This window comes from Aminobacter sp. BA135, from assembly GCF_050859125.1.
GTDB lineage: Bacteria > Pseudomonadota > Alphaproteobacteria > Rhizobiales > Rhizobiaceae > Aminobacter > Aminobacter ciceronei.
The window spans coordinates 5,134,170-5,154,411 of the sequence record NZ_CP139572.1; the positions used below are offsets into that span (position 1 = coordinate 5,134,170).

Here is a 20,242-nt window from a genome sequence, read left to right on the forward strand (position 1 = left end):
TTACAGATGCGAATTTTTCACGTGGCTAATCGATTACAGATTGAGATTTGAGCGGACTTGGGTGCGGCGGCGCTCCGACAACGATCCGCGACACATATCCGAGGTTGCGCGCAATACTGCGAATTGCCATCGCTATGACGACAATCGCCACTCCAAGCACAGTTGCGAAGGCGATTCTGGTCGTGAGATTCCAGACTTCTCCAAACTGTATCAAATCCATGAGGCGAAACACGGCACCCTGGACCAGGTAAAGCAGCAGCGTGCTCTGACCAAGCTGCACCGCGACAAAGCGAGCTACTCTAGTCGAATAGACAAGTCTCCAGCATTGGAACATAGACTGCATTGCTACCGCAGAAGCCGCCAAAGAGCCAGAGAACATCAGAAAAACTCGTTTAGCTGACTGTTCATCATGAATTAAAACGAGATTGTTGTAGGCATAAGTCTCCTTGCCCCATCCGAGGAAGCATATGAAAGCCGCTATCGAAAATAAGACAACAAAAATCGATTTGTAACGCCAGATGACACCATTCTGCCATCCGATCGGCTGGGCAAACAGGAACCCTAAACAATAAAATGGGTAAGTGTATTTTAACAACGGGGTTATTGATAACGTGATGGGTGCGAATGCGACCGCAATTGCAGATGCGCTTATGATCCACATCGATAGACGGTTGAACGTTGTAAGAACTCTAATCAGAATGAACGAAATAAATGCGGCCCATATGAACCAGTAAGTTCCAATAACTTCCGTCAACAAATCTAACAGAGTACCAGTCAAACTCTTCGTAGGAAAAATAACTGCGGACTTTAACGTCCAAATCAACGTACACCAAAATAGCATTGGCAGTAGTAGCTGCATTGCCCGCTCACCGACACCCTGGGTGAACGATTTTCGCAAAATTGCCCCAGAAGAAAGGTATCCGCTTATCGCCATAAATAGAGGCATATGAAACATGTAGATCGACTTGAAATACGGCGACAGCCAGAAAGCGTCGGTGCCCTGGTAGATTAAATATTGTAACAAGTGCCCAATTATCACCAAAGTAATGAGTATGCCTTTGGCGAAATCAAAGCTTAGGTCTCGGTTGTTTGTCCCTGCTGGGCACGAGCCGCGTCCCTTCGCTCCGGCTCTTATGTGATCAAGCATCAGACTCCAGCCTATCTGTTGCAGTTGCTACTTGCCGTTTCTGGGCACGGCGAGCGCGGTGCAAAGGATCGAAAATCACGCGGATCGCGGCGTGGTATGGAGGGCCGATTGGCTGCAACCGAGCGGACAAAATCCCAGTGCCTGATCGCAAACCTCGAGCGCATTGGCGGTCGCATGTGTGGCGATGCGAACGCCCGGCACTATGGTCGTCTGGCCGTCTCTGCAGAACCTCTCAAGATGGTTTCGCAACGGGTGCCGAACCATGCCAAAAGCGAATGGAATGCCACGCTGCTGCAGCACCGGCCGCATGATGCGGATAGAATGACTCATTCCGAGTCTCTCAAGATCCGGATGCATCCTGTACGATCCGAGCTCGCCTACCAAGAAATCAACCTCGCCAACCGTGAAGAAATGGCGCAGCAGGTCCTAGTGAGCTGCTACGCCGTGCACATCAGAGCCGATTGCGCGAACCTTCGGCCCTGCACCGGCCCAGCTACAACCGCCTGAAAGCCCCTGTCGCCCATAGGCCTTTTGGAAGAAGGCGGAGAGTTCGACATGATCGGCTACTTACAAGTCATTTCCCGGCACACGCTGCAGAAGCAGTGGCGTGATCGGGCGCATGTCAAGTGCGGTCATCTATGCAGCGCCCTGGAAGTTTGGTAAAATCGATTGTTTAGATCGCGAGCATCCACGCTATGGATAAGTGAAAGATGCGCTTCAAGGGCCTTGATCTGAACCTTCTCGTCGTGCTCGACGCACTGCTGACCGAGCGGACCCTCACGGCGGCGGCAAGCAGCATCAACCTTAGTCAGCCGGCCATGAGCGCGGCCGTCGCCCGGCTGCGCGACTATTTCAACGATGAACTGTTTACGACGAGCGGCCGCGAACGTGTTCTAACCCCGCGTGCGGAAACACTCGCCCCCGCGGTTCGCAGCGCACTGCTGAACATCCAGTGCTCGATTATCTCTTGGGATCCGTTTAATCCGGCTCAATCCGATCGCCGTTTCAGGATCATTCTTTCCGATTTCGCCACACTCGTGTTTTTTGAAAAGGTCGTGGAGCGGGTTGCACGCGAAGCACCCGCCGTCAGCTTCGAATTGTTGCCTATCGACGACGACCCCGATGAGCTTCTCCGGCGCGGTGACGTCGATTTTCTGATTTTTCCAGAATTGTTCATGTCAAGCGCCCATCCAAGAGCGGCGCTGTTCGACGAGACGCTCGTGTGCGTGGGCTGCTCCACGAACAAGCAGCTGCCACGGCAGCTTACATTCGAGAGATACATGTCGATGAGGCACGTTGCGGTCAAGTTCGGGCGGACGCTGAAGCCCTCAATCGAGGAACGGTTTTTTCTTGAGCATGGTCTCAAGAGACGTGTCGAGATCGTTGTGCAGGCCTTTAGCATGATCCCGCCGATGGTCTCAGGCACAGCTCGTATAGCGACCATGCCCTTCCGGCTGGTTCAGCATTTCAAAAAAACCTTCCCCCTGCGGATCATCGACCTTCCGCTGCCACTACCCACGTTCACCGAGGCCCTTCAATGGCCCGCCCTTCACAACAGTGATCCGGCAAGCATCTGGCTGCGAGAGATATTGCTACAGGAGGCGTCTCGAATGACTTCTCCGGGGGACGCCAAAAGGCGCCCCAGGCAGCCCTAATTTACTCCCGCGTCTCACGCCGGCACTCGCGTCAATAGCCCGTGTCGGAAGAGAGCGATGCTCGCGGCAAGTGCGCCTGCGAGGTCGTCCAGCGGGTGGGCTGCGTCGACAAACGGTGCGAATGAGAAGGGCCCCCCATAGCCGCCATCAAGCAGCGCCCGGATCTGGCTGCCATTGTCGGAACCGACTAGGACGCGATCCGGGTAAATCCAGTGGATCGGATCGTTCACGCTTGAAATGTGGACGAGACCGGTCAGCTCGGAGGAGAAGAACGTCTCCCCGGCAAGCGTGTGGTGGAACGTGTCGTGCACGAGGCGGAAGACGGATTGGCCATCAATGGCGGCAATGGCCTTAGCCGCTTCGTTCTTCGATCGAAGCGAGCAGGTCCGGAAGCCCAGCGGCTCGATGAGACCGATCAGACCGCGCGACTGGAGGATCGGCTTGAGCGCCTTCAAGGCGACGCGGAGATCGCCGCGGCGCTCGACATTGGCGGGCCAGGAGCCGTCGTTGACCGGCACCAGCATGAGCGTCTTGGCTCCGCAGGCCGCTGCATAATCGGCGAGCTTGCTCGCCTCGGCCCTGCGGGCGGGGGTCCACTCATTGAAGCGCTGGAGGGCATTGACGGAAATAATCCCAACGCCTGTGTCGGCGGCCGCAGACCGGACGTCCGCCGCCGGCATGCCGCGTGCAATAGCATTGCTGCCCGGTTGGCTGCGGATCTGGACATCGGTTAGGCCCTGGTCGCGGGCAAAAGCGAAAAGTGCCCTGACGTCAAGTCCGGGCGTCGCCAAATAATCGAGTGCAAAGCGGGGCGATGCTTGGCGCATGGCTTGGCTTTCCTTCCATGAAACGGGCGTCATTCTCGGCTGACTGGCTTCTACCGTGCGTTGATTCGCGAGGGCCGAAATGATGGGCATGAGCGAGGCGAGGCAGTCGTACTCACGTTTCTCTCACGCTATGTTTTTCTCTCATTTATGAGCCGACGTTCACCCAAACGGCGGTGCCGCGCCTCCTGAGACATGACTTGAATAGGTGCAATGACCGAACTGGCTCGCAGCCATCCAACTGCTTCCGCAAGGTACCCGCCAACCCTGAAGGATGCCCAACCGATCAGATTCAAAGTCAGGCAGCAGGGTGTTTCGCCAGAGCGAGGCCGACGCCCAGCGCGATCATCGCGCCGCCTGACGCCTCCCTCAGGCGGCGGATCAACCCGGGACGCGCTGCCGCGCCGTCTTTAATGCCGCTGGCCACGACGGCAACCACGATGTCGGCGAGCGTGTTGAGCGCAATGGACACGGAGCCAAGCACCACGAATTGCAGAGCTACGAGCCCTGCGCTCGGATTCACGAACTGCGGAATGAAGGCGAGGAAGAAGATTGCCGTCTTCGGGTTGAACGCCTCGACCAGTACCCCTTCACGAAACGCCCGCCGGGGTCCGACTGGACCCACTGCGGCGCCGTCATCGCCGCCAGTCGCTCCCGTGAGGCGGGCGGCTTGAAAGGTGCGAAAGCCGAGCCAGACGAGGTAGACCGCGCCGAACAGCTTTAATGCGGAGAACAGTTCCGAGCTCTCGAGCACGATCGCGGAAACACCTAAGCTTGCGGCGAGGACGTGGATCATGCCCCCCAACCCCGTGCCGAAGCTGGAAGCGATACCTTCCCGACGACCACCGGCGAGCGTGCGCGCGGCAACGTAGAAGATGCCCGGACCGGGGGTGATGGCGAGCACGGAGGCCGCGGCGAGGTACAGGGCGAATGGGGTCAGTTCTGGCATGATGGTCGATTCCGACGAAGATTATTTTGGGATGAGAGCGGCGACGTCGCGGTCAGATGCCCGCTCGCTCGCCGCAAGGCCCGCCGCCACGCCAGCGCGGTCGGCCGCGTTCCGGTTCTGGCTCATTTTGCGCTTGCCCTCCAGCCTCGTGATTGGCATGCGCAGGCCGACGATTCCCCGGAGTTGCGCCTGTACAAAATCCGGCGGCGCGTCCGACACGGCCCAAGGCGAGGCGCGCTCGCCCTCGTGGTGGTCGGTCAGCCGATTCACGACGTCCAGCAGTCTTCCCGCATCCTCGAAGAACTCGACCGGGCCATAGGCGTGGACGGCGACGTAATTCCAGGTCGGGACGACCTTCCCGGTTTCCCGCTTGGTCGCATACCATGCCGGCGTCACGTAAGCGTCCGGCCCCATGAAGATGGCCAAGCCGTCGCCCAGCGGCGGAACACGGCACTGGGGATTGGCCTTCGCCAGGTGCCCGTAGATCACGCCGTGCTCGCCCTCGCTCTCGTCAAGGAAGAGGGGCAGTGGCGTTGCGAGCGGCCCTTCCGCCGTGACGGTAACGAAGTTCGCCAGCAGCGCCGCGCGAATGGTCGCGCGCAGGCATTCCTTGTCGTCATCGCGGAAAGCGGGAGGGATGTACATCGCGAAACTCCTTGCGTTACCAGGTCAGATACTGGCAAGCTGGCATATTGGAAACAGCCAGTCAGAAGCTTTTGAGGCGGTCCAGTTGGGGAAAGTTGGCATCGCGCGCCGCATCGGAGCACCGGAATCCCCCGGTGCCGGTCACGGTATGCGAATTGCTTGCCAAACCTTTTGGACGCAGCCAGTGATCCCGCTTGGTCGCGCTATGTGAGCCTGCGACACGACCCAATGAAATTGATCCAACGCAAAGTGAACCACATTCAAACAATCGTCGAAAAGTGAACCTACCGGCGATGCTGGGCCATGCCGAGAGCCTGCGCGGGTTTTCACTGTAGCAGGTGACAACACTACCTTTAGCCAACGTTCGGAGCCGACCAGTTCGTCCGATGTCGACGAAGTGCTTGTTGGCAGGGCGTAAACGGCCTGTAAGCCTTCATAAGCGAGACCACACAGGTGCTGGCTGGGAAAGCAGGTCCATGCGATCTCGCATTTCAGTGATGTTCTGGAAGCGAGCGAATTTCATATCCGCAGGCATCTAATGCAGGAATCAGATTGGACAGCGCCATAACGGTCTGGTTGCGCAGACTGGCTTCAGTGCTCCGTGTCGACTCGTCGGGAGGGCATCCGTCGTGCAAGAGCACGATTGCGCCGGGGCGTACCGAGGCGAGCACTGCATCGACGATCGCGTCGGTGCCGGGGCGCGACCAGTCTCTTGGGTCGATCGACCAATGAAGGGCCGCCAGCCCCGCGATCTCTGAGGCAGTGAACACTTCTTCGCTCCAGGCGCCGTATGGCGCGCGAATGTAGCGGATCGAGGCCTGCGGGCATGCTAGCATGATGGCCTGGTTCGCCTCAAATACCTCACGTTGCACTTCGCCCAAGCCGCATTTGGACAGGTCCGGATGAGACATCGTGTGGTTGCCTACCTCATGCCCTTCTGCGATCATTCGCTGGATGAGATCCGGATGCTCTGCGGCGTAAGCACCAATGACGAAGAATGTCGCTGGCACCCGATTTTGCGCCAGCACATCGAGTATCTGTGGTGTGAAACATGGATTGGGACCGTCGTCAAACGTCAGATAAACGCTTCGACGCCCGGTGCCGTCAGCGCATTCACTCTGCACCTCCCATCTGTCATCGAGACGTCTCATAGCTGCGAACCCTTGCGGTCAATTGTTGTACCGGTCGGCCATTCGCAATCGGCATAACCCCGATCCTTGAGGCAGGGGCCTACGCTATCGGGGAGAGCTTGTCGCGAAGAGCCGACGCGATGCAGCTTGCGCCGATCACCGATGTACCTGGTCGAAAAGGGGATCGGCTCGCTTGATGTTCGGCGCAGACCAGGAGGGACACACCAGAAAATGCTCCTCGGAGCCAACGCTTGCATCGACAATCTCGTTAGGGCTGCATCCTTGAATTCTTCCTATGGGACGTTCTGTCGAATCGGCAAAATCGATTGTTTCGATGACAAGCATCCACGTTGCGGATAGATGAGACAAAGGCTTGGATCGCGCGCAACCTCACGGCGGCAGCAGGTCAGCCGGCCATGAGCGCGGCCGTCGCCCGGCCGCGCGACTATTTCAACGATGAACTGTTTATGATGAGCGGCCGCGAATGCGTTCTAACCCGCGTGCGGAACCGTCAGCGTCTCAGAGTCGAGCGACGACGTCCCGCAGCATCTCGACGCCTTTTTCGATCTGCCGGATGCTCAGGGCGGAATAGCCCATGACAAGCCCGACGCGGTCGGCTTCGCCTGCTCCCGACTGCCGATGATAAAGCGGCGAAATCGGGTGCAGACCCAGACCCGCGGATTGGGCAGCTTCGACCAACGCCGTTTCACGCGATCGCGGCAGGTCGTTGAACCATATGACGACGTGCAGTCCAGCCTCTGCCCCCTGGACGGCGATCCGACCTTGAAAACTCCGCTTCAGGGCGGTCAGTAATGCCTCCCGGCGCTCGCCGTTGATGCGGCGCACGCGGCGCACATGGCTTTCATAGCCACCGCTCTCGATCAGAGAGGCCAATGACTCCTGCCCCGCCATCGGAGAGTGCCGGTCGGCAAGCTGCTTGGCGGTTTCGAAAACCTGCAGGAATTCCGCCGGGACGACGAGATAACCGATCCGCAGCATCGGCGAGAGCGTCTTGGAGATGGTGCCGAGGTAGATGACGGCCCCATGATCCTCGAGGCTATGCAGCGGGGGAACGGGGCTGATATCGTAGCGATATTCGCTGTCGTAGTCGTCCTCGATGACATAGGCGCCCTGCTCCCGCGCCCATTCCAGAAGCTGATGCCGCCGCGGGATCGGCATGACGCCGCCGAGCGGAAACTGATGCGAGGGCGTCACATAGGCCAGCCGGGCCGCGACCCCCGCCAGTTGCTCCGTTTGCATGCCGTGATCGTCAACCTCGACGGGAACGGGCGTGGCACCTGTACTGGCAAAGACCTGGCGCGCCATCCTGTAGCAGGGGTCCTCGATGACGAAGCTGTCCCCGGGGTCGAGCAGCAGGCGCGCGCAGAGATCGAGGCCCTGCTGCGAACCATTGACGATGACGATCTGCTCGGGGTCGCAGCGCACAGTACGGGCGCGCCAGAGATAGCCCTGAAGCGCTTGGCGGAGCCGGCTCGAACCGCACGGATCGTCATAGGCGAGCCGTGCCGGCCGCTGCGCCATCGCCGCGTTCATCGCGCGCTTCCAAACCGATGCGGGGAAATCTGAGGGCGCCAGGACGCCATAGCGGAAATCAACCTTCAGCGTGTTCGGCAGGTAATCCGGCCAGCGCAGAGTGCCACGCAGCCGTTCGCCATAGCTTGACAAGTGAACCGGGCCGAACCGTTTTGGGGGATTGGCGGTCAGCTCCTGTCCCAGCAGTGAGGATGCGACACGAGGGCGCGCGCCTTGACGGATGTCGATGAAACCTTCCGCGGCCAGCTGCTCGTAGGCGACGGTGACGGTTGTTCGCGAGACTCCAAGTTCCTCGGCGAGACCACGGGAGGACGGCAGCTGGCTGCCGGTGCCGTAAACGCCTCTGAGGATCTGCTCGCGAAGCGCTTCGTAGATCTGGCGCGCGCCCATGCCACGCGAGCGGGTTGAAGCACCGGGACCTGGAGACTGGACCATTTCTTTTCCTGCCAACTGGGCATTCCATATCAACCAGTTTGCAGCCACTCCTTCCGAAAGCCAAGAGCACGTCTGAAGCCGATGCCCGAGACCGCAATCCAGGACCGGAAAGTGGCACATCTGCGAACGATGCCAAATTCGGCTTCGCTACCCGCGCCATCCATCACGGCTACGATCCGGCTGGTTTTCCCAATGCCGTTCAACCACGCGTCTTCCTGAACTCGACCTACGATTGAAAGTGTTGCGGCGAATGAGGCCACAGCCTTGGCGGCGCAATCCTCGGCGACGCGGAAGCCCCTCCACACGCTGTACGAAACGGCCTTGCGCTACATCACCGGCGCGGCGCTCCCGACCATGTCGGCCTTCCTGGTTCTGCGCGGGCTGAAAAGGACTCTCACGCTTCGCTTGGAATGGCACAGCACCACGGCGCTTGCGATCGCGCAGGTGCGCGACGGGCATTCGGCCGTGGGTTGAGTGAGCTCCCCTTCCTCGACTCGCATCCCGATCAGGCGATTGCCCGAAAGCAGATGTCGGGCATCGCCAATGCTAACCGCGCGGGTGGCCTTGACCAACAGATCTCGAGTCCTGAAGAAAGCGCCTGGCGAAATCCGCAATGGCGTCATAATTGGAGGGCGAAGGGTCAAGCCGCGCTAAGACATGATCGTCGCCCCACCAACGCATTTGGCCAAAAAGCATCTCAACGACGAATATGCCGGCTTGGCGCGCCGTAGGGCCGCCGCCTTATCCCGCGAGCGGCGCAGCCCGCTCGCACGTCCCGTCCGCTATGCGTAACACCAGGCTGTTGCCGGAGACCATAGGCAGTCACCGAACCGGGTCCGCCGTCGAGAAACGACAAATTGGTGCTGTTTTGGGCCACCGGCAAGCAAATCCATTACTGATCCTCGACTGCCATAAGGGTTAAGATGGGTTGAACATGACATGCTCGCGAGCAGATGCAATCTTCAGGATCCTTGCCTCAGCCGATGGATTGGGCACAGTCATATGAAGATGCTTGGACAGACCGGTGTTTCGGCAACTGCTATCTGTCGTCCAGCGATTGGCATCAGTTTTGATCGACGCGAGCAGCTTGCGAGGGACGCATGCGAACGCGGCGCTGCTCCCACAACCGTCGCAGTTCTCCTGTGAGAGCCTCGCGCTGGGCCTGATCCAGCGTAATTGTATCGAGGAGATCCGCGAGCACGGCTTCGCCTTCGATCCGCGTCAGCAGATCGAACAAGTCATGTGAAATACGCGCACAGTCACGGCTGGAGTGATCCGTTCGGATTTCGCAGACGGTCTGCTGGCGATCCAGCGCTGTGTGGGCGCGGACCTTATACAGGGATACATAAGGCGGCAATGAAACCGCGAGCGCAGTCCAATCCTCCAGCGTTGCGGCCCGTTTTTTGACGAGGAACGGCCCGACCACAAGTCCATCCAACCCTGTCGTCAGGAACGTGGCAATCGAGTCTGCAACTGAATCCACGATCGGCTCGGCATTGTTGTTAAAGGACGTATTGAGCAGAATTGGGATGCCAGTGCGCTGCTTGAAGGCATTGATGACGTCCCAGTAGGCCGGACTGGCCTTGCGCGATACTGTTTGCAGCCGAGCCGTACCGTCGACGTGGGTAATGGCGCCGAGCAAACCACGCTTGGAGTCGCGCACACGGACCACGAAATTCATGAAGGGAAATTCGCACGCACTGCCTGGGAGGTCGAAAAATTCGCGCGCATCCTCCTCCAGCACTGATGGGGCGAACGGGCGATACCCTTCCCGCTTCTTGACCATGGCGTTGATCCGGTCCTTGTTTGTGGCGGGCCTGGGGTCGGCAAGAATGCTGCGATTTCCGAGCGCGCGCGGCCCGAACTCCGAACGACCTTGCACCCAGCCGATCACGGCGCCACCGGCCATCCACTCGGCTGCCCTATCCGCCACCGCCTCAGTGCGTTCAAACTCCAGGTGCCCCGCCCATGCCTTGAGTTCTTCTTCGACAGCGTGATCGCTCGCGAGATCCGGCCCCCAATAAACCTCCTGCAATCGCGCACGCGGCGCGGGGCGGCCCAGCTCACCAGACACGATTAGTGCGGCGCCTAATGCGCAGCCAGCGTCATGCGATGCGGGCTGCACGAAAATGTCTTCGAAAAGTCCTGAATAGAGCAGCTTGCCGTTCACGGAGCAATTGTGCGCAACGCCGCCGGCCAGGCACAACCGCGTCATCCCGGTGGCCTCACGATGATGCCGAAGAATGTGAAACACGATGCGTTCGAGCGCTTCCTGCAACGACGCACTCACATCTTTATGCTGCTGGGTGAATGGCATTCCCTTTTGCCGGACCTGAATGCTGCGGAGCAAAGTCGGACCGATGCGGTCCAGGTGGACCCGATACTCGCCGTTTGCAGACAGTTCATAGAACTGCTCGAAAAGCTCGCGATAGGGAACGGGATCGCCGTAGGGGGCAAGCCCCATTACCTTATATTCATCGAACAAGCCGTAGCCGAGATACCGGATCACCTCGAGATAAAATAGCCCAAGGGAATTGCTCTCTGGGAAAGTCGCGAGTTGCGAAATTTCAGTACCAGATCCTACCGCCACGAGGCCCGACAGGAAATCACCAGAGCCATCGATCGCGAAAATCAGACTTTGCTCGAAGCCCGACATTGCAAAAGCGCTCACGGCGTGCGCCTGATGATGACTTACGAATGAGATACGCGAAGGGTCGAGTTCGGTACCGAACTCCTGCGCCAACAGCTGCTGCACCAAAAGTTTGGCATCCAACGGAATGGAGGCGTCAGGCTCGGAAGCAAGCATGTTTTCGAGCATGGCGTTGCAATAGGCTTCGGTAGCGTAGTACGCCACATGATCGATTTCGCTGAGCTGAACCCCAGCGGCTGAAAGACAGTATTGAACCGAGCCAATCGGGAGCTTGTTGGAGTGTTTGATCCGATTGAGGCGTTCCTCTTCTACGGCCGCAATGACCTGTCCGTCTCGGACGAGTACCGCAGCGCCATCGTGCATGAATGAGTTCGGAACCTGGAATCTGTTTTCATAGACTTTGTCTAATCCGCCGCTCAATCCTAGACACAGCATCTCGCTCTCCATTGTCGTACAGGAAGACTGAATTGGCCTGTCTCAAGGCCGTTTGATCAAAAACACAGGCTGCGTTGTCGTTCGCCGGCGCGAACGCCAGTCAGACATCGCCAACCTCAAAGAAATTCTCTTCCGCCGGGGATCAACATGAGATCCTGTGATCGAGGTGCCGGGCGGCCCATAACGTTGATAGATTGAGTGGATGCCACCGAAGACCCTGGGTGGCATGCCGATTTCTGTTGGCGATGTCGTTTATTGGCAGCACGAAGTCCGTTGCGCATTGCTTATCTCCCTCTCTTTCGCGTCAGCGCATGAGTCGGCGGCGCAACAGCGCCATCGAGAGGAAGAATGGCAACAGCGCGTACAGGCCGAGCACACCGACATGCAGGGCAATGCCGCCAATCGGGCGATCAAGCATAACCGGACGAATGAGGTCGATCGCATGTGACAGCGGCATGCATCGCGCTATCTGCTGAAACGCGTGAGGCAGCTGATCCGATGGGAAAACGGCGCCCGACAGGAACATCATAGGTGTGAGGACAAGCGTCTGGTAAAACACGAAGTAATCGTAGCTGGGCGAAAGCGCGGTGACGACCATCGCGAGGCTCGCAAACACGCACCCAGTGAGAGCAATGATTGGCAGCGCATAGAGGATGGACGGCCAGGCTGCATAACCCAACGTTGCGGTGACAATGGTGATTGCCGTACCGGCCAAGAAGGCCTTGGTGGCTGCCCACGCCAGTTCACCCAGAACGATGTCGCCGAGGGTAACGTGCGTATACAGCATTGCTTCCCAAGTGCGCTGAGAGTGCATGCGAGCGAAAGCCGCGTACAATGTTTCCATGGTAGAGGCGGTCATCGCACTTACCGCGACCATGCCAGCCGCCAAAAAGGCAATATAGGACGCACCGTCGACGCGGCCGACCATTATGCCGAGGCCGGTGCCGAGTCCGAAAAGATAGATCATAGGATCGGCAAGGTTACCGAGAATCGTCACGAGTGAGACTTTCTTCCATGCCAGATAGTTGCGGCGCCACACCGCAACCCAGTTCCACGCATTGGCCGGCAACGCCGCCGCAAAATCTTCAATCATCGTTCACTCCTCCATCTCGCGCCCGGTCAGCCGCAAGAAAACATCCTCGAGATTGGCTGGACGCAAAAGAAGCCGTAGACCTGCTCGCCCGTGCAGTTGCGTGCGCACCTGCTCAGGGTCTGGCGCGTAGCAATAAAGGGTTTCGCCGCTGACCTCGATGCGCTGGGAATGTGGCTTGACCAGCGAAAGCAACTCGTGCGGATCGCCGCCGTAAATCTCCATGACCTGGCATCCGATATGCTCGTCGATCAGCGCCTGCGGGCGGCCTTCGGCGATATTGCGACCCCTTTCGAGCACGCACAGCCGATCGCATAATCGCTCAGCCTCTTCCATGAAATGCGTCGTCAGGATAATCGTCTTGCCACGTGCCAACAGGGCGCGCAGCCGCTCCCAGATCAGGTGGCGCGCGTGCGGATCGAGGCCGGTGGTCGGCTCGTCCATCACAATGAGCTGGGGGTCGTTGATCAACGCCCGCGCCATTGTCAGGCATCGCTTCATGCCGCCGGACAGTTCCGAGACGCGCGCATTCGCCTTGCGCTCGAGGCGAGCGAACTCGAGAAGCGACGGTATGACCGCTTCGCTCTGACGAGTGCTCATGCCGAAGTAGCGTCCGAACACCAGCAAGTTCTCGCGTACGGTCAATTCCTGGTCAAGATTGTCGAATTGCGGGACCACGCCAATGCCCCTGCGTGCCAGCCGAGCGCGCGCCGGCACCGGGACGCCGAGCACCGTGATCGCGCCCGCGTCAGGGCATGTCATGCCGAGGAGCATACGCGCAATCGTGCTTTTGCCCGCCCCGTTTGGTCCGAGGAGGCCGAAACACTCTCCCGACGCAACGGAGAACGACAGTTCGTCGACAACGATCTTGTTCCCATAGGACTTGGTTACGCCGGCAAAATCGACTGCCACGGTCGACAGAGAGTCAGGCACGGAGCTTTTCGCGCTTGTTTGCCCGTGAGACTCCCGTTCGATCGCAGGAGTCTCGAATCGCCGCAAATCCTCTGGGCCCAACTTACGCTTCAACACTTGATGTTTCTGGTCCTGGCTCAAAACTCTTCCACCTAAGGTCACGTGACTATTGCTGTTCGCTGTAAGCTGCGTCAGATCCAACCAAGTCGGGCTTTGGAATGCTGCCGCCGGTGTCTGGCACGTTGGCCGCAGAGCTTCGCGACAACCAATCGCTATTGCTCAAAGTACACAGCGCGTATGCTTTCAAAGGGAGCAGGAGAAAGATGTTGATGAGTGTGTGGAGCGAGAACCCGAGAAATCGAAGTTGGCGCGCACGAAACGCTGCCACGCTGCAGCGAACCATAGTCATGACCGCAATCGTCAGGCATGCCGTCCAGGGCACAGTACCTGTCGTTGCGAATTGCGCGAGCCCAGCCAGGAGCGACAAAGAGAGCAATAATGGGCCAATATTCTGCCCAATCACGTCCAATGTGAGATAAATATTAAGGCCGCGCAGCAGTTGGAACGCCAGCAACGTGTCACGGAACGTGCTCCGGGCCCAGCGGAGCTGTTGGCGCAGATAGGGACCCATCCTGTTGGGAACGACTGTTGCCGCGACGGCCTCCGGGACATACTCTGTTCGAAAGCCTGCTTTCAGCATCAGGATCGTAAGGTGGCGGTCCTCGCCGAAGTCGCTCGGCTTCCCTCGAAAGCGCTGCGTCTCGTACTGATCCAGCAGCGAAACAAGCGCGGATCGCCGGTACATGGCACACGGACCGCAGCAACACATGACGGCACCGAACCGAGCCTGCGCTGCCCGCTCTTCGTTGCAGGCGAGCCAGTATTCCATATCAATCAACCGCGTCAGCCAAGTTTCACTGCGATTGCTAGCCGCCAACTGGCCCATGGCGGCGCCGACCGCTTGATCTTGCATCTTTAGCGCAAGCCTGGTGATGACGTCCGGCGCGAGGATCGTGTCCGAATCTACATTGAGCACCAAATCTCCGCACGAGCGGCGAATGGCGGCAATCTGCGCCTTGCGCTTTCCGACATTCTTTGGGAGCGCAATGAAGTTGAACCTCGGGTCGCCCGCGTATTTCTCGTGTACACCCACGAGGGCATCGCGGTTTGCAGAACCGTCATCAACAACATAGACCTGCAGTTTGCCGGCGTATTCCTGACTTGCAATGGAAGCCAGGCAGTCCGAGAGGGTGCGAGGCGCCTCGTTGTAGCACGGGATAATGACATCGACGCTCGGCCAAGGCTCACCGCCGGGCGGGTCGCCCGAGGTCGGCGCTACGTTTGTAGGCAGGGTATAAAACACCTGCGCGGTTTTGTAGACGGTCGACAGCAGCGCATAAGAGCAGATGGCAACAGTACTGGCTGTGGCAAACAGGGTCATGAGATGTCAGATTCTTCAGTGGATTTGAGGGAAGCGGGCGGATAACAGATCCGCGGTCATAGCTCTGGACCGTTCCGATCGATCAAAGTGCCGGCCGGCCACTCGCTCATCGAGCGTCCAATTGGGAGCACCATGAGGAGTACGTCGTCGTCGACTCGCGTCGTGTAAGGCAGATCGGGGTACACATCCGGGAGGGTTGAACGCACGCGAACGCCCGTCAGAATGTTCGCCAAGCCTTTGCGGCAGAACCTCCCAACATGGTTCCGGAGCGCTTGCCGAACCGTGCCGAAAGCGAATGGAACGCCAAGCTGCTGCAGCACTGGATACATGACGCTAATCGAATGGCCGATTCCCAGCCCCTCAAGATCCGGACGCACCCCGTATAGACCGAGTTCAGCGACCAGCAGATCAACGTCGCCAACTTTGATGCATCGGCGCAGCACGCCCATGTGAGCCGCGACCCCGTGCACATCATAGCCGATTGCGCGGACCTCCGGCCTTGCACCGGCCCAACTTCGACCGCCTTCGAATTGCTTTCCATTGAAGGCTCCGGTCGGCTCATAGGTCTTCCGGAAGAACTCAGAGAGTTCGAGGTGATCGGAAAGCTGCAACTCATTTTCCCAGCACAACCTCCACTGCACGTTATTGCGCATGCGAAGACTTCCTCTTTTTTTGCGTTCTTTTGTGCACCTCACGCGGTAGAGCAACGGCGGCGCATGTCATGTGGAGGTCTATGAACGACCCCCCCAGATTGGTAAAATTGATTGTTTAGATCGAGAGCATCCACGCTATGGATGCTGAAACCATGCGTTTCAAAGGCCTTGATCTGAACCTTCTGGTGGTGCTCGATTGGCCCCGATAGCGGCGACGCACCGATGGCAGCTGGCGGTGACACAACCTGCCTCAAGAGCGGCCGCCAGCGGCGTGGCTGCGCCTCGTGGCGAAGCAGCGATCAAGTGGAGGATGGGCCCGATAGGCGTCAGCAAACGCGGCGACCGTTGACGCACGATCGCGCAGCTCTGGATCGCCGTCGGCAAACAGGTTTCGCGAAGCCTCTGGCTCGACAAGTGCGGCAAGGCGGCATGCCAATGACGCGATGGTCGCGCTCGCCAACAGGAATCGTCTGGTCAATGCTCTCGAGTGTCGCCTGTCAACCGGACTGTCGGCGAAAGCACCTGGAGCGGGAAGGAGGGCGCGCCCGGATGGCGCTACTTCGAACGAATTATTTGAGGTTTTGGCCGACTGAAGTGCGCGAAGGGGCTGGCCCCAAACTCTTCATTCAGCGCCCCATGAAAGATCGCCGCACACAGAGAAGGCAGCCTAAGGAGCGTCAGCACTTGCGCCGGCCGAAGGGCCGGGACGCGGGACTGACTGCAACGCAGCTACACCGTGACCTGCTGCGTTCAGCAACAAGGATGAGCTCATCGCGGCGCCTACAAGACATTCGCAAACAATGTGAGTGCGTTCGATGCCGACGGGAACGAGATCGGCGTCATCTTCGAAACGGCGACGCCTTTCGAAACGCCGAAGCGGATGAAGGAACTTATCGAGTGGACGCGTGGTACACTCAACGAGCAAAGCCTGCATCCCTTGCTCGTGGTGGCGATTTTCATCGTGGTTTTTTTGGAAATCCACCCATTCCAGGACGGCAATGGAAGGCTGTCGCGCGTTCTGACGCCGCTCCTGCTGATGCGCAGCGACCCTACTCTTCACTCGAAAGCGTGATTGAGAACAGCAAGGAGGGTTATTATCTGGCGCTTCGTTTCATCAGGAAGCGGAAATCGGCTTTTGGAAGCGGGCCAGCAGGCAGTCTTCATTGATCGACGCGCCCCGGCACTCGATGCACTCGATCTCGGTCAACGATTCGTTCAGCATGGCGATAGTGGTCTCTGCACCAGCAGCGTGCCCCCAGCGTTGGCAATTGGCGTCACGTGCCGACCCGAAGACCAGCTGCCCACCTGGCGCAAGCAGGCCTACCAGGTTGCGGACTGCCGCGCCGATCTGAACGAGGCCTCCGACGTAGTAAAGAACTTCCGCCACGACGATCAGGTCGAACAGTTCATCACTCGAAAATTGTTGAACATCGGAGATTATCCAGCTGATGTGCGGCGGCTCCTTCACGCGTAAACGTGCTCGCGTAATCGCTGGCTCGACGACATCGATCACAGTGAGCCGCTGGCAAATGGGGGCTAGCCGTTCCGTAAAAGCGCCAGCAGCGCACCCGACTTCGAGCGCATTTGCGACTCGACCTTGCGCAAGTGACAAAAGGAGAATTTGCGTGTGGCGCTCCCGCTCGAACGGGTTGCCATCGAGCCGCCATGGATCGTCTGCGGCCATTTCTCGATTCAGCATTTCATGATCGATTTTATGGGTCAAATTCCCACCTCGCTAAGGCAGCAATCACCGGCGCTGCAAATGCCGTCAGATGTCGCTAGCGTCGGGACCCGGGCACACCAATTCTGAGAAGCGGGGCCGCTTCCTGCACCGGGCAGACCTGCGGGCCGAGGCACTTGATTTCGGTCACGCTCCTAATAGGGTCCGCAGGATTGGCAAATTGATTGTTTGGATGTAACCATCCACGCCGTAAACACATTGAGGGCCGAATTGGGCGTGGCTGGGTCCGCGTCTGGTTGGCGCCGGCCGACACACTGCTCACATCGAACCAAATTCGCCAGTCTGTTACGACGCCAGCACGCTGACGATGATCCTATGATGACTGCGGTTCACCGTCTCAGCATGGCCGCAATGCCATGACGGACAAAGGGAAGATGTTGGCCGAGGCGCAGCCCCAGATGCCTTGCAAGCCGTGCCGCCGGATGCTCGCTTGAGTAGAGCCCGACGAGAATATTCGTAGCATGGTAGAGCGGCGCCGCCGACAGGCGCAGTCGGCTTTCATATCTGTGGAGCATGTCGGGATCGGCAATGTCGCGACGGTCGCGCCATGCTGTCTGGATACCACGGGCGAGCTGCTTCTGGCCGCCGAGGCCGATGTTGAAGCCATGCGCGGTCACCGGGTGCATGCCGATGGCAGCGTCGCCGATCAATGCGGCACTCGGCGCCCGGAACCTGTGCGCCCAGGTCGTCGCCAACGGATAGATATAGCGTTGGCTTGCCAGGCTCATGGTGCCGAGGCGCCCTCGACAGCGCTTTGTCAACTCCCTCAGGAACAACTCGTCGTCGAGGGCAAGCAGTCCGTCGGCCTCGTTTGAGGGCAAAGTCAAAAGCAGCGACGACACGCCTGGCGCGAGGGGCAACATCGCCACCGTCTGATGGTGATCGAACCATTCGATCGCGATCTGGTGGTGGGGGCGCTCGTGCCTCACCCGGCAAATCAGCATGGAGTTGCCAAGCCGATTGATATCGGCGCCGATGCCGAGCAGATTGCGGGTGGCGGAAAAACGCGAATCGGCTGCAACGAGAAGCCGAGCGCTCAGCTGCCTGCCATTGGAGAGCGTTATCACTGCTCTTTGACGGCTGTTTGTTGCACGCACGACCGAGTGGCCGCACAGCAGCCGGGCGTGGCCCTGCAAGCGGATGATCTTGAACAGGGCATCGCGGATCTGGCAATTCGGGACCAGAACGCCCAGTGGTTCCGCGGATCCGCCGGGGGAATCGAAACGCAACGCAAACGGGCTCGATCCGTTGAGGACGCGTGCGCCTTGAAGCGGTGACTTGTCCGAAGCGGAGATAACATCCCAGGCGCCGAGCTCGCGAAGGATTCCAATCGAGGCGTGGGTGAGCGCGATCTCGCGGCCGTCGAAAGCCGGACTTGCCAGTCTTTCCAGGGACTGCCCTTCCACAACCGCCAGTTTGAGCTGGCTATGGGCAAGCGATGCGGCGAAGGAAAGTCCGACCGGCCCGGCGCCCACGACAATAATGTCGAAGCTGTCGTCACAGCCGGCCATCAGCGTGCCGCCAGCGCGTCGGTTCTCTTCGTGAGATGTTGGGGGAGCCGAGCCGCATGTCGTGCATCGATTGCGCTGTGATCTATTGCCCGCCTCGCCTCAAGCGCGTTTCTCACGTCGGTTCCTGGCTGGTGAAGCGTCATTTGCCCGCCGTATGGTTTTCAAGACGTTGGGAGCGACGACCAGGCTCTTGGTCAGCCCATGCGTTTTTCCCCTGAAGGACTGGGCGATCAAACCACGCCGACAAGGGCGTGGCCTTGATCTGAGTCAGTCGAGGCGGAACCGGCGTCAGATGACATCGATCCAATCCAGTCATGCGCCAGCTGATCCCATGACGACGCCATGGCACCAGCCAGCGCAAGGGACAACCAGGCGTCTGATCTGGGCAAGGCTGTTTTAAGGACTTTTGCGAGATCAGCGAATGACCGGCTCGCCATGGAAGCGCCGGCGCGAGGGCGGCGAGACACCGAAGCCGACTTCCATCATCAGCCGGGGCGTGCGCGAAGGCACGGTGCCCATATGGAAGCCGAACGGGTCCTCGACGAAGCCGAGACCGGCTTCGCCGGTCAGCGTGACGGGGCTGTCATCGCCATAGACCTTGAGAACCTCCTGCGCCGGATGGCCGACAAGCAGCGTCAGCTGATGCTTGATGGCGCGGCGGTTATGACTGCCACGGACATAGACATGCGGGCCGGTGCCTTCGTCGACCGGCGTCAGGTAGAAGAAGAATTTCAGCATCCTCCAGTCATCGAGATCGAAATGATACTTGCCAAGCGACGCACGGTTCTTGTCGGCGTCGGAAGCCTCGCTGGTTGGGAAGCTCCACCACACGCGTGTGGTGATCAATTTCGCCTGAGCGCCCAGATAATGCGCGGCGATGTCGAGCAGCAGCGGGTCGTTCTGGATGGCGACCGCTGCCTTGCAGCCGAGGATGTGTTCGAAAAAGTGGCCGCTGAGCAAGGAGCGGCCGAAACGCTTCTCGGCCTCGGCATGGTCCTCAGCCATGAATTCGAGACGGCGATCGAAATTGCCGAAACAAGGCGTGTACCGGGCGAAGGCGGCGATCTCCTTATGGATGAAAGTCGGCAGGACGAGCCCGCAAAACAGCCCGTCCGTGCGCAGCGCCTCGACAATTTCCTGGCGATTGACGCCGGCAAACATGGTGTCGTAGGCATTTTGCGACACCCGAACCGGCTTTGCCCCACGCCAGTGCATCCTGCGGGCCGGCATGGTGCGGGCGAGCACGAACATCGGCAGCCATGCCGGGTTCTCGCGAATGTCCGACAGATAGGTCGGAATGCGCACGGCGATGCGGCGCAGCACGCCGCCGTTTCGCGCGATGGCCTCGAGACTGGCGGCGCCGGATTTGTCAGGGCTCGAAAGGGTCATGAAGGTCCTCAGCTAAATGCGATATCGACGAAGCATCGATTCTCACTGCCTCGCCGCTGGTCCAAGCCCGATTCCCGCTGC

General features: G+C 59.3%; 18 protein-coding genes and 1 pseudogene. 3 read left to right on the top strand and 16 right to left on the bottom strand.

Annotation, left to right across the window (positions count from 1 at the left end; all coding sequences use genetic code 11):
• Nucleotides 1-25: 25 nt before the first annotated feature.
• Entirely contained in the window at nucleotides 26-1,147 is a 1,122-nt protein-coding gene (gene nolL, locus SLT36_RS24940) for a nodulation factor fucose acetyltransferase NolL (protein WP_432284819.1), read from the bottom strand.
• A gap of 75 nt (nucleotides 1,148-1,222) precedes the next feature.
• Nucleotides 1,223-1,651, bottom strand: a pseudogene (locus tag SLT36_RS24945) (acyltransferase); the annotation flags it as partial.
• 206 nt (nucleotides 1,652-1,857) lie between these two features.
• On the opposite strand from SLT36_RS24945, the gene SLT36_RS24950 reads away from it, so the two are divergent.
• Nucleotides 1,858-2,802 (top strand): LysR family transcriptional regulator, encoded by a 945-nt coding sequence (locus SLT36_RS24950; protein ID WP_097574720.1) that lies wholly within the window; start codon nucleotides 1,858-1,860, stop codon nucleotides 2,800-2,802.
• A gap of 14 nt (nucleotides 2,803-2,816) precedes the next feature.
• Here SLT36_RS24950 and SLT36_RS24955 read toward each other — a convergent pair whose 3' ends face one another.
• The 5 genes from SLT36_RS24955 to SLT36_RS24975 form a co-directional block, all read right to left on the bottom strand.
• Complete coding sequence (locus SLT36_RS24955; RefSeq protein WP_161633554.1) at nucleotides 2,817-3,629, bottom strand: TIM barrel protein; 813 nt, start codon at nucleotides 3,627-3,629, stop codon at nucleotides 2,817-2,819.
• Nucleotides 3,630-3,924: 295 nt separating this feature from the next.
• Nucleotides 3,925-4,575, bottom strand: coding sequence for a LysE family translocator (locus SLT36_RS24960; RefSeq protein ID WP_143974537.1), 651 nt, complete (start codon nucleotides 4,573-4,575; stop codon nucleotides 3,925-3,927).
• A gap of 21 nt (nucleotides 4,576-4,596) precedes the next feature.
• Nucleotides 4,597-5,220 carry an FMN-binding negative transcriptional regulator gene (locus SLT36_RS24965; RefSeq protein ID WP_006328898.1) on the bottom strand — a complete coding sequence of 208 codons (624 nt, stop codon included), beginning with the start codon at nucleotides 5,218-5,220 and terminating at the stop codon, nucleotides 4,597-4,599.
• 491 nt (nucleotides 5,221-5,711) lie between these two features.
• The gene (nodB, locus tag SLT36_RS24970) at nucleotides 5,712-6,371 is read right to left on the bottom strand and encodes a chitooligosaccharide deacetylase NodB (RefSeq protein WP_143974535.1); all 660 of its coding nucleotides are present in this window, start codon (nucleotides 6,369-6,371) and stop codon (nucleotides 5,712-5,714) included.
• 498 nt (nucleotides 6,372-6,869) lie between these two features.
• Nucleotides 6,870-8,339, bottom strand: a complete 1,470-nt coding sequence (locus SLT36_RS24975) for a PLP-dependent aminotransferase family protein (RefSeq protein ID WP_143974542.1) — start codon at nucleotides 8,337-8,339, stop codon at nucleotides 6,870-6,872.
• A gap of 321 nt (nucleotides 8,340-8,660) precedes the next feature.
• Here SLT36_RS24975 and SLT36_RS24980 point away from each other — a divergent pair, with 321 nt between their 5' ends.
• A complete protein-coding gene (locus tag SLT36_RS24980) occupies nucleotides 8,661-8,813 on the top strand; it encodes a PLP-dependent transferase (protein WP_246135721.1) in 153 nt (50 codons plus the stop codon).
• A 308-nt stretch (nucleotides 8,814-9,121) separates the two neighbouring features.
• Here the strand turns inward: SLT36_RS24980 and SLT36_RS24985 are convergent, their stop codons facing one another.
• The 6 genes from SLT36_RS24985 to SLT36_RS25010 form a co-directional block, all read right to left on the bottom strand.
• Nucleotides 9,122-9,280 (bottom strand): nodulation protein NodZ, encoded by a 159-nt coding sequence (locus SLT36_RS24985; RefSeq protein ID WP_432288467.1) that lies wholly within the window; start codon nucleotides 9,278-9,280, stop codon nucleotides 9,122-9,124.
• 122 nt (nucleotides 9,281-9,402) lie between these two features.
• Nucleotides 9,403-11,424 (bottom strand): carbamoyltransferase family protein, encoded by a 2,022-nt coding sequence (locus SLT36_RS24990; protein WP_143974540.1) that lies wholly within the window; start codon nucleotides 11,422-11,424, stop codon nucleotides 9,403-9,405.
• Between the two features lie 304 nt (nucleotides 11,425-11,728).
• Nucleotides 11,729-12,517 carry an ABC transporter permease gene (locus tag SLT36_RS24995; RefSeq protein WP_097574715.1) on the bottom strand — a complete coding sequence of 263 codons (789 nt, stop codon included), beginning with the start codon at nucleotides 12,515-12,517 and terminating at the stop codon, nucleotides 11,729-11,731.
• Between the two features lie 3 nt (nucleotides 12,518-12,520).
• On the bottom strand, nucleotides 12,521-13,489 hold the full coding sequence (nodI, locus tag SLT36_RS25000) for a nodulation factor ABC transporter ATP-binding protein NodI (RefSeq protein ID WP_245440841.1): 969 nt from the start codon (nucleotides 13,487-13,489) through the stop codon (nucleotides 12,521-12,523).
• A gap of 103 nt (nucleotides 13,490-13,592) precedes the next feature.
• Nucleotides 13,593-14,867 (bottom strand): chitooligosaccharide synthase NodC, encoded by a 1,275-nt coding sequence (gene nodC / locus SLT36_RS25005; RefSeq protein WP_143974530.1) that lies wholly within the window; start codon nucleotides 14,865-14,867, stop codon nucleotides 13,593-13,595.
• A 56-nt stretch (nucleotides 14,868-14,923) separates the two neighbouring features.
• Nucleotides 14,924-15,520 (bottom strand): NodA family N-acyltransferase, encoded by a 597-nt coding sequence (locus tag SLT36_RS25010; RefSeq protein WP_027056377.1) that lies wholly within the window; start codon nucleotides 15,518-15,520, stop codon nucleotides 14,924-14,926.
• Nucleotides 15,521-16,322: 802 nt separating this feature from the next.
• On the opposite strand from SLT36_RS25010, the gene SLT36_RS25015 reads away from it, so the two are divergent.
• Nucleotides 16,323-16,592 (top strand): Fic family protein, encoded by a 270-nt coding sequence (locus tag SLT36_RS25015; protein ID WP_246135720.1) that lies wholly within the window; start codon nucleotides 16,323-16,325, stop codon nucleotides 16,590-16,592.
• A gap of 42 nt (nucleotides 16,593-16,634) precedes the next feature.
• Here SLT36_RS25015 and nodS read toward each other — a convergent pair whose 3' ends face one another.
• The 3 genes from nodS to SLT36_RS25030 form a co-directional block, all read right to left on the bottom strand.
• Nucleotides 16,635-17,219, bottom strand: coding sequence for a nodulation methyltransferase NodS (nodS, locus tag SLT36_RS25020; RefSeq protein ID WP_109672018.1), 585 nt, complete (start codon nucleotides 17,217-17,219; stop codon nucleotides 16,635-16,637).
• Between the two features lie 371 nt (nucleotides 17,220-17,590).
• Nucleotides 17,591-18,772 carry a 5-demethoxyubiquinol-8 5-hydroxylase UbiM gene (gene ubiM / locus SLT36_RS25025; RefSeq protein WP_143974525.1) on the bottom strand — a complete coding sequence of 394 codons (1,182 nt, stop codon included), beginning with the start codon at nucleotides 18,770-18,772 and terminating at the stop codon, nucleotides 17,591-17,593.
• 414 nt (nucleotides 18,773-19,186) lie between these two features.
• Nucleotides 19,187-20,161: a hypothetical protein gene (locus SLT36_RS25030; protein ID WP_143974524.1), complete on the bottom strand. Its 975-nt coding sequence runs from the start codon at nucleotides 20,159-20,161 to the stop codon at nucleotides 19,187-19,189.
• Between the last annotated feature and the right edge of the window lie 81 nt (nucleotides 20,162-20,242).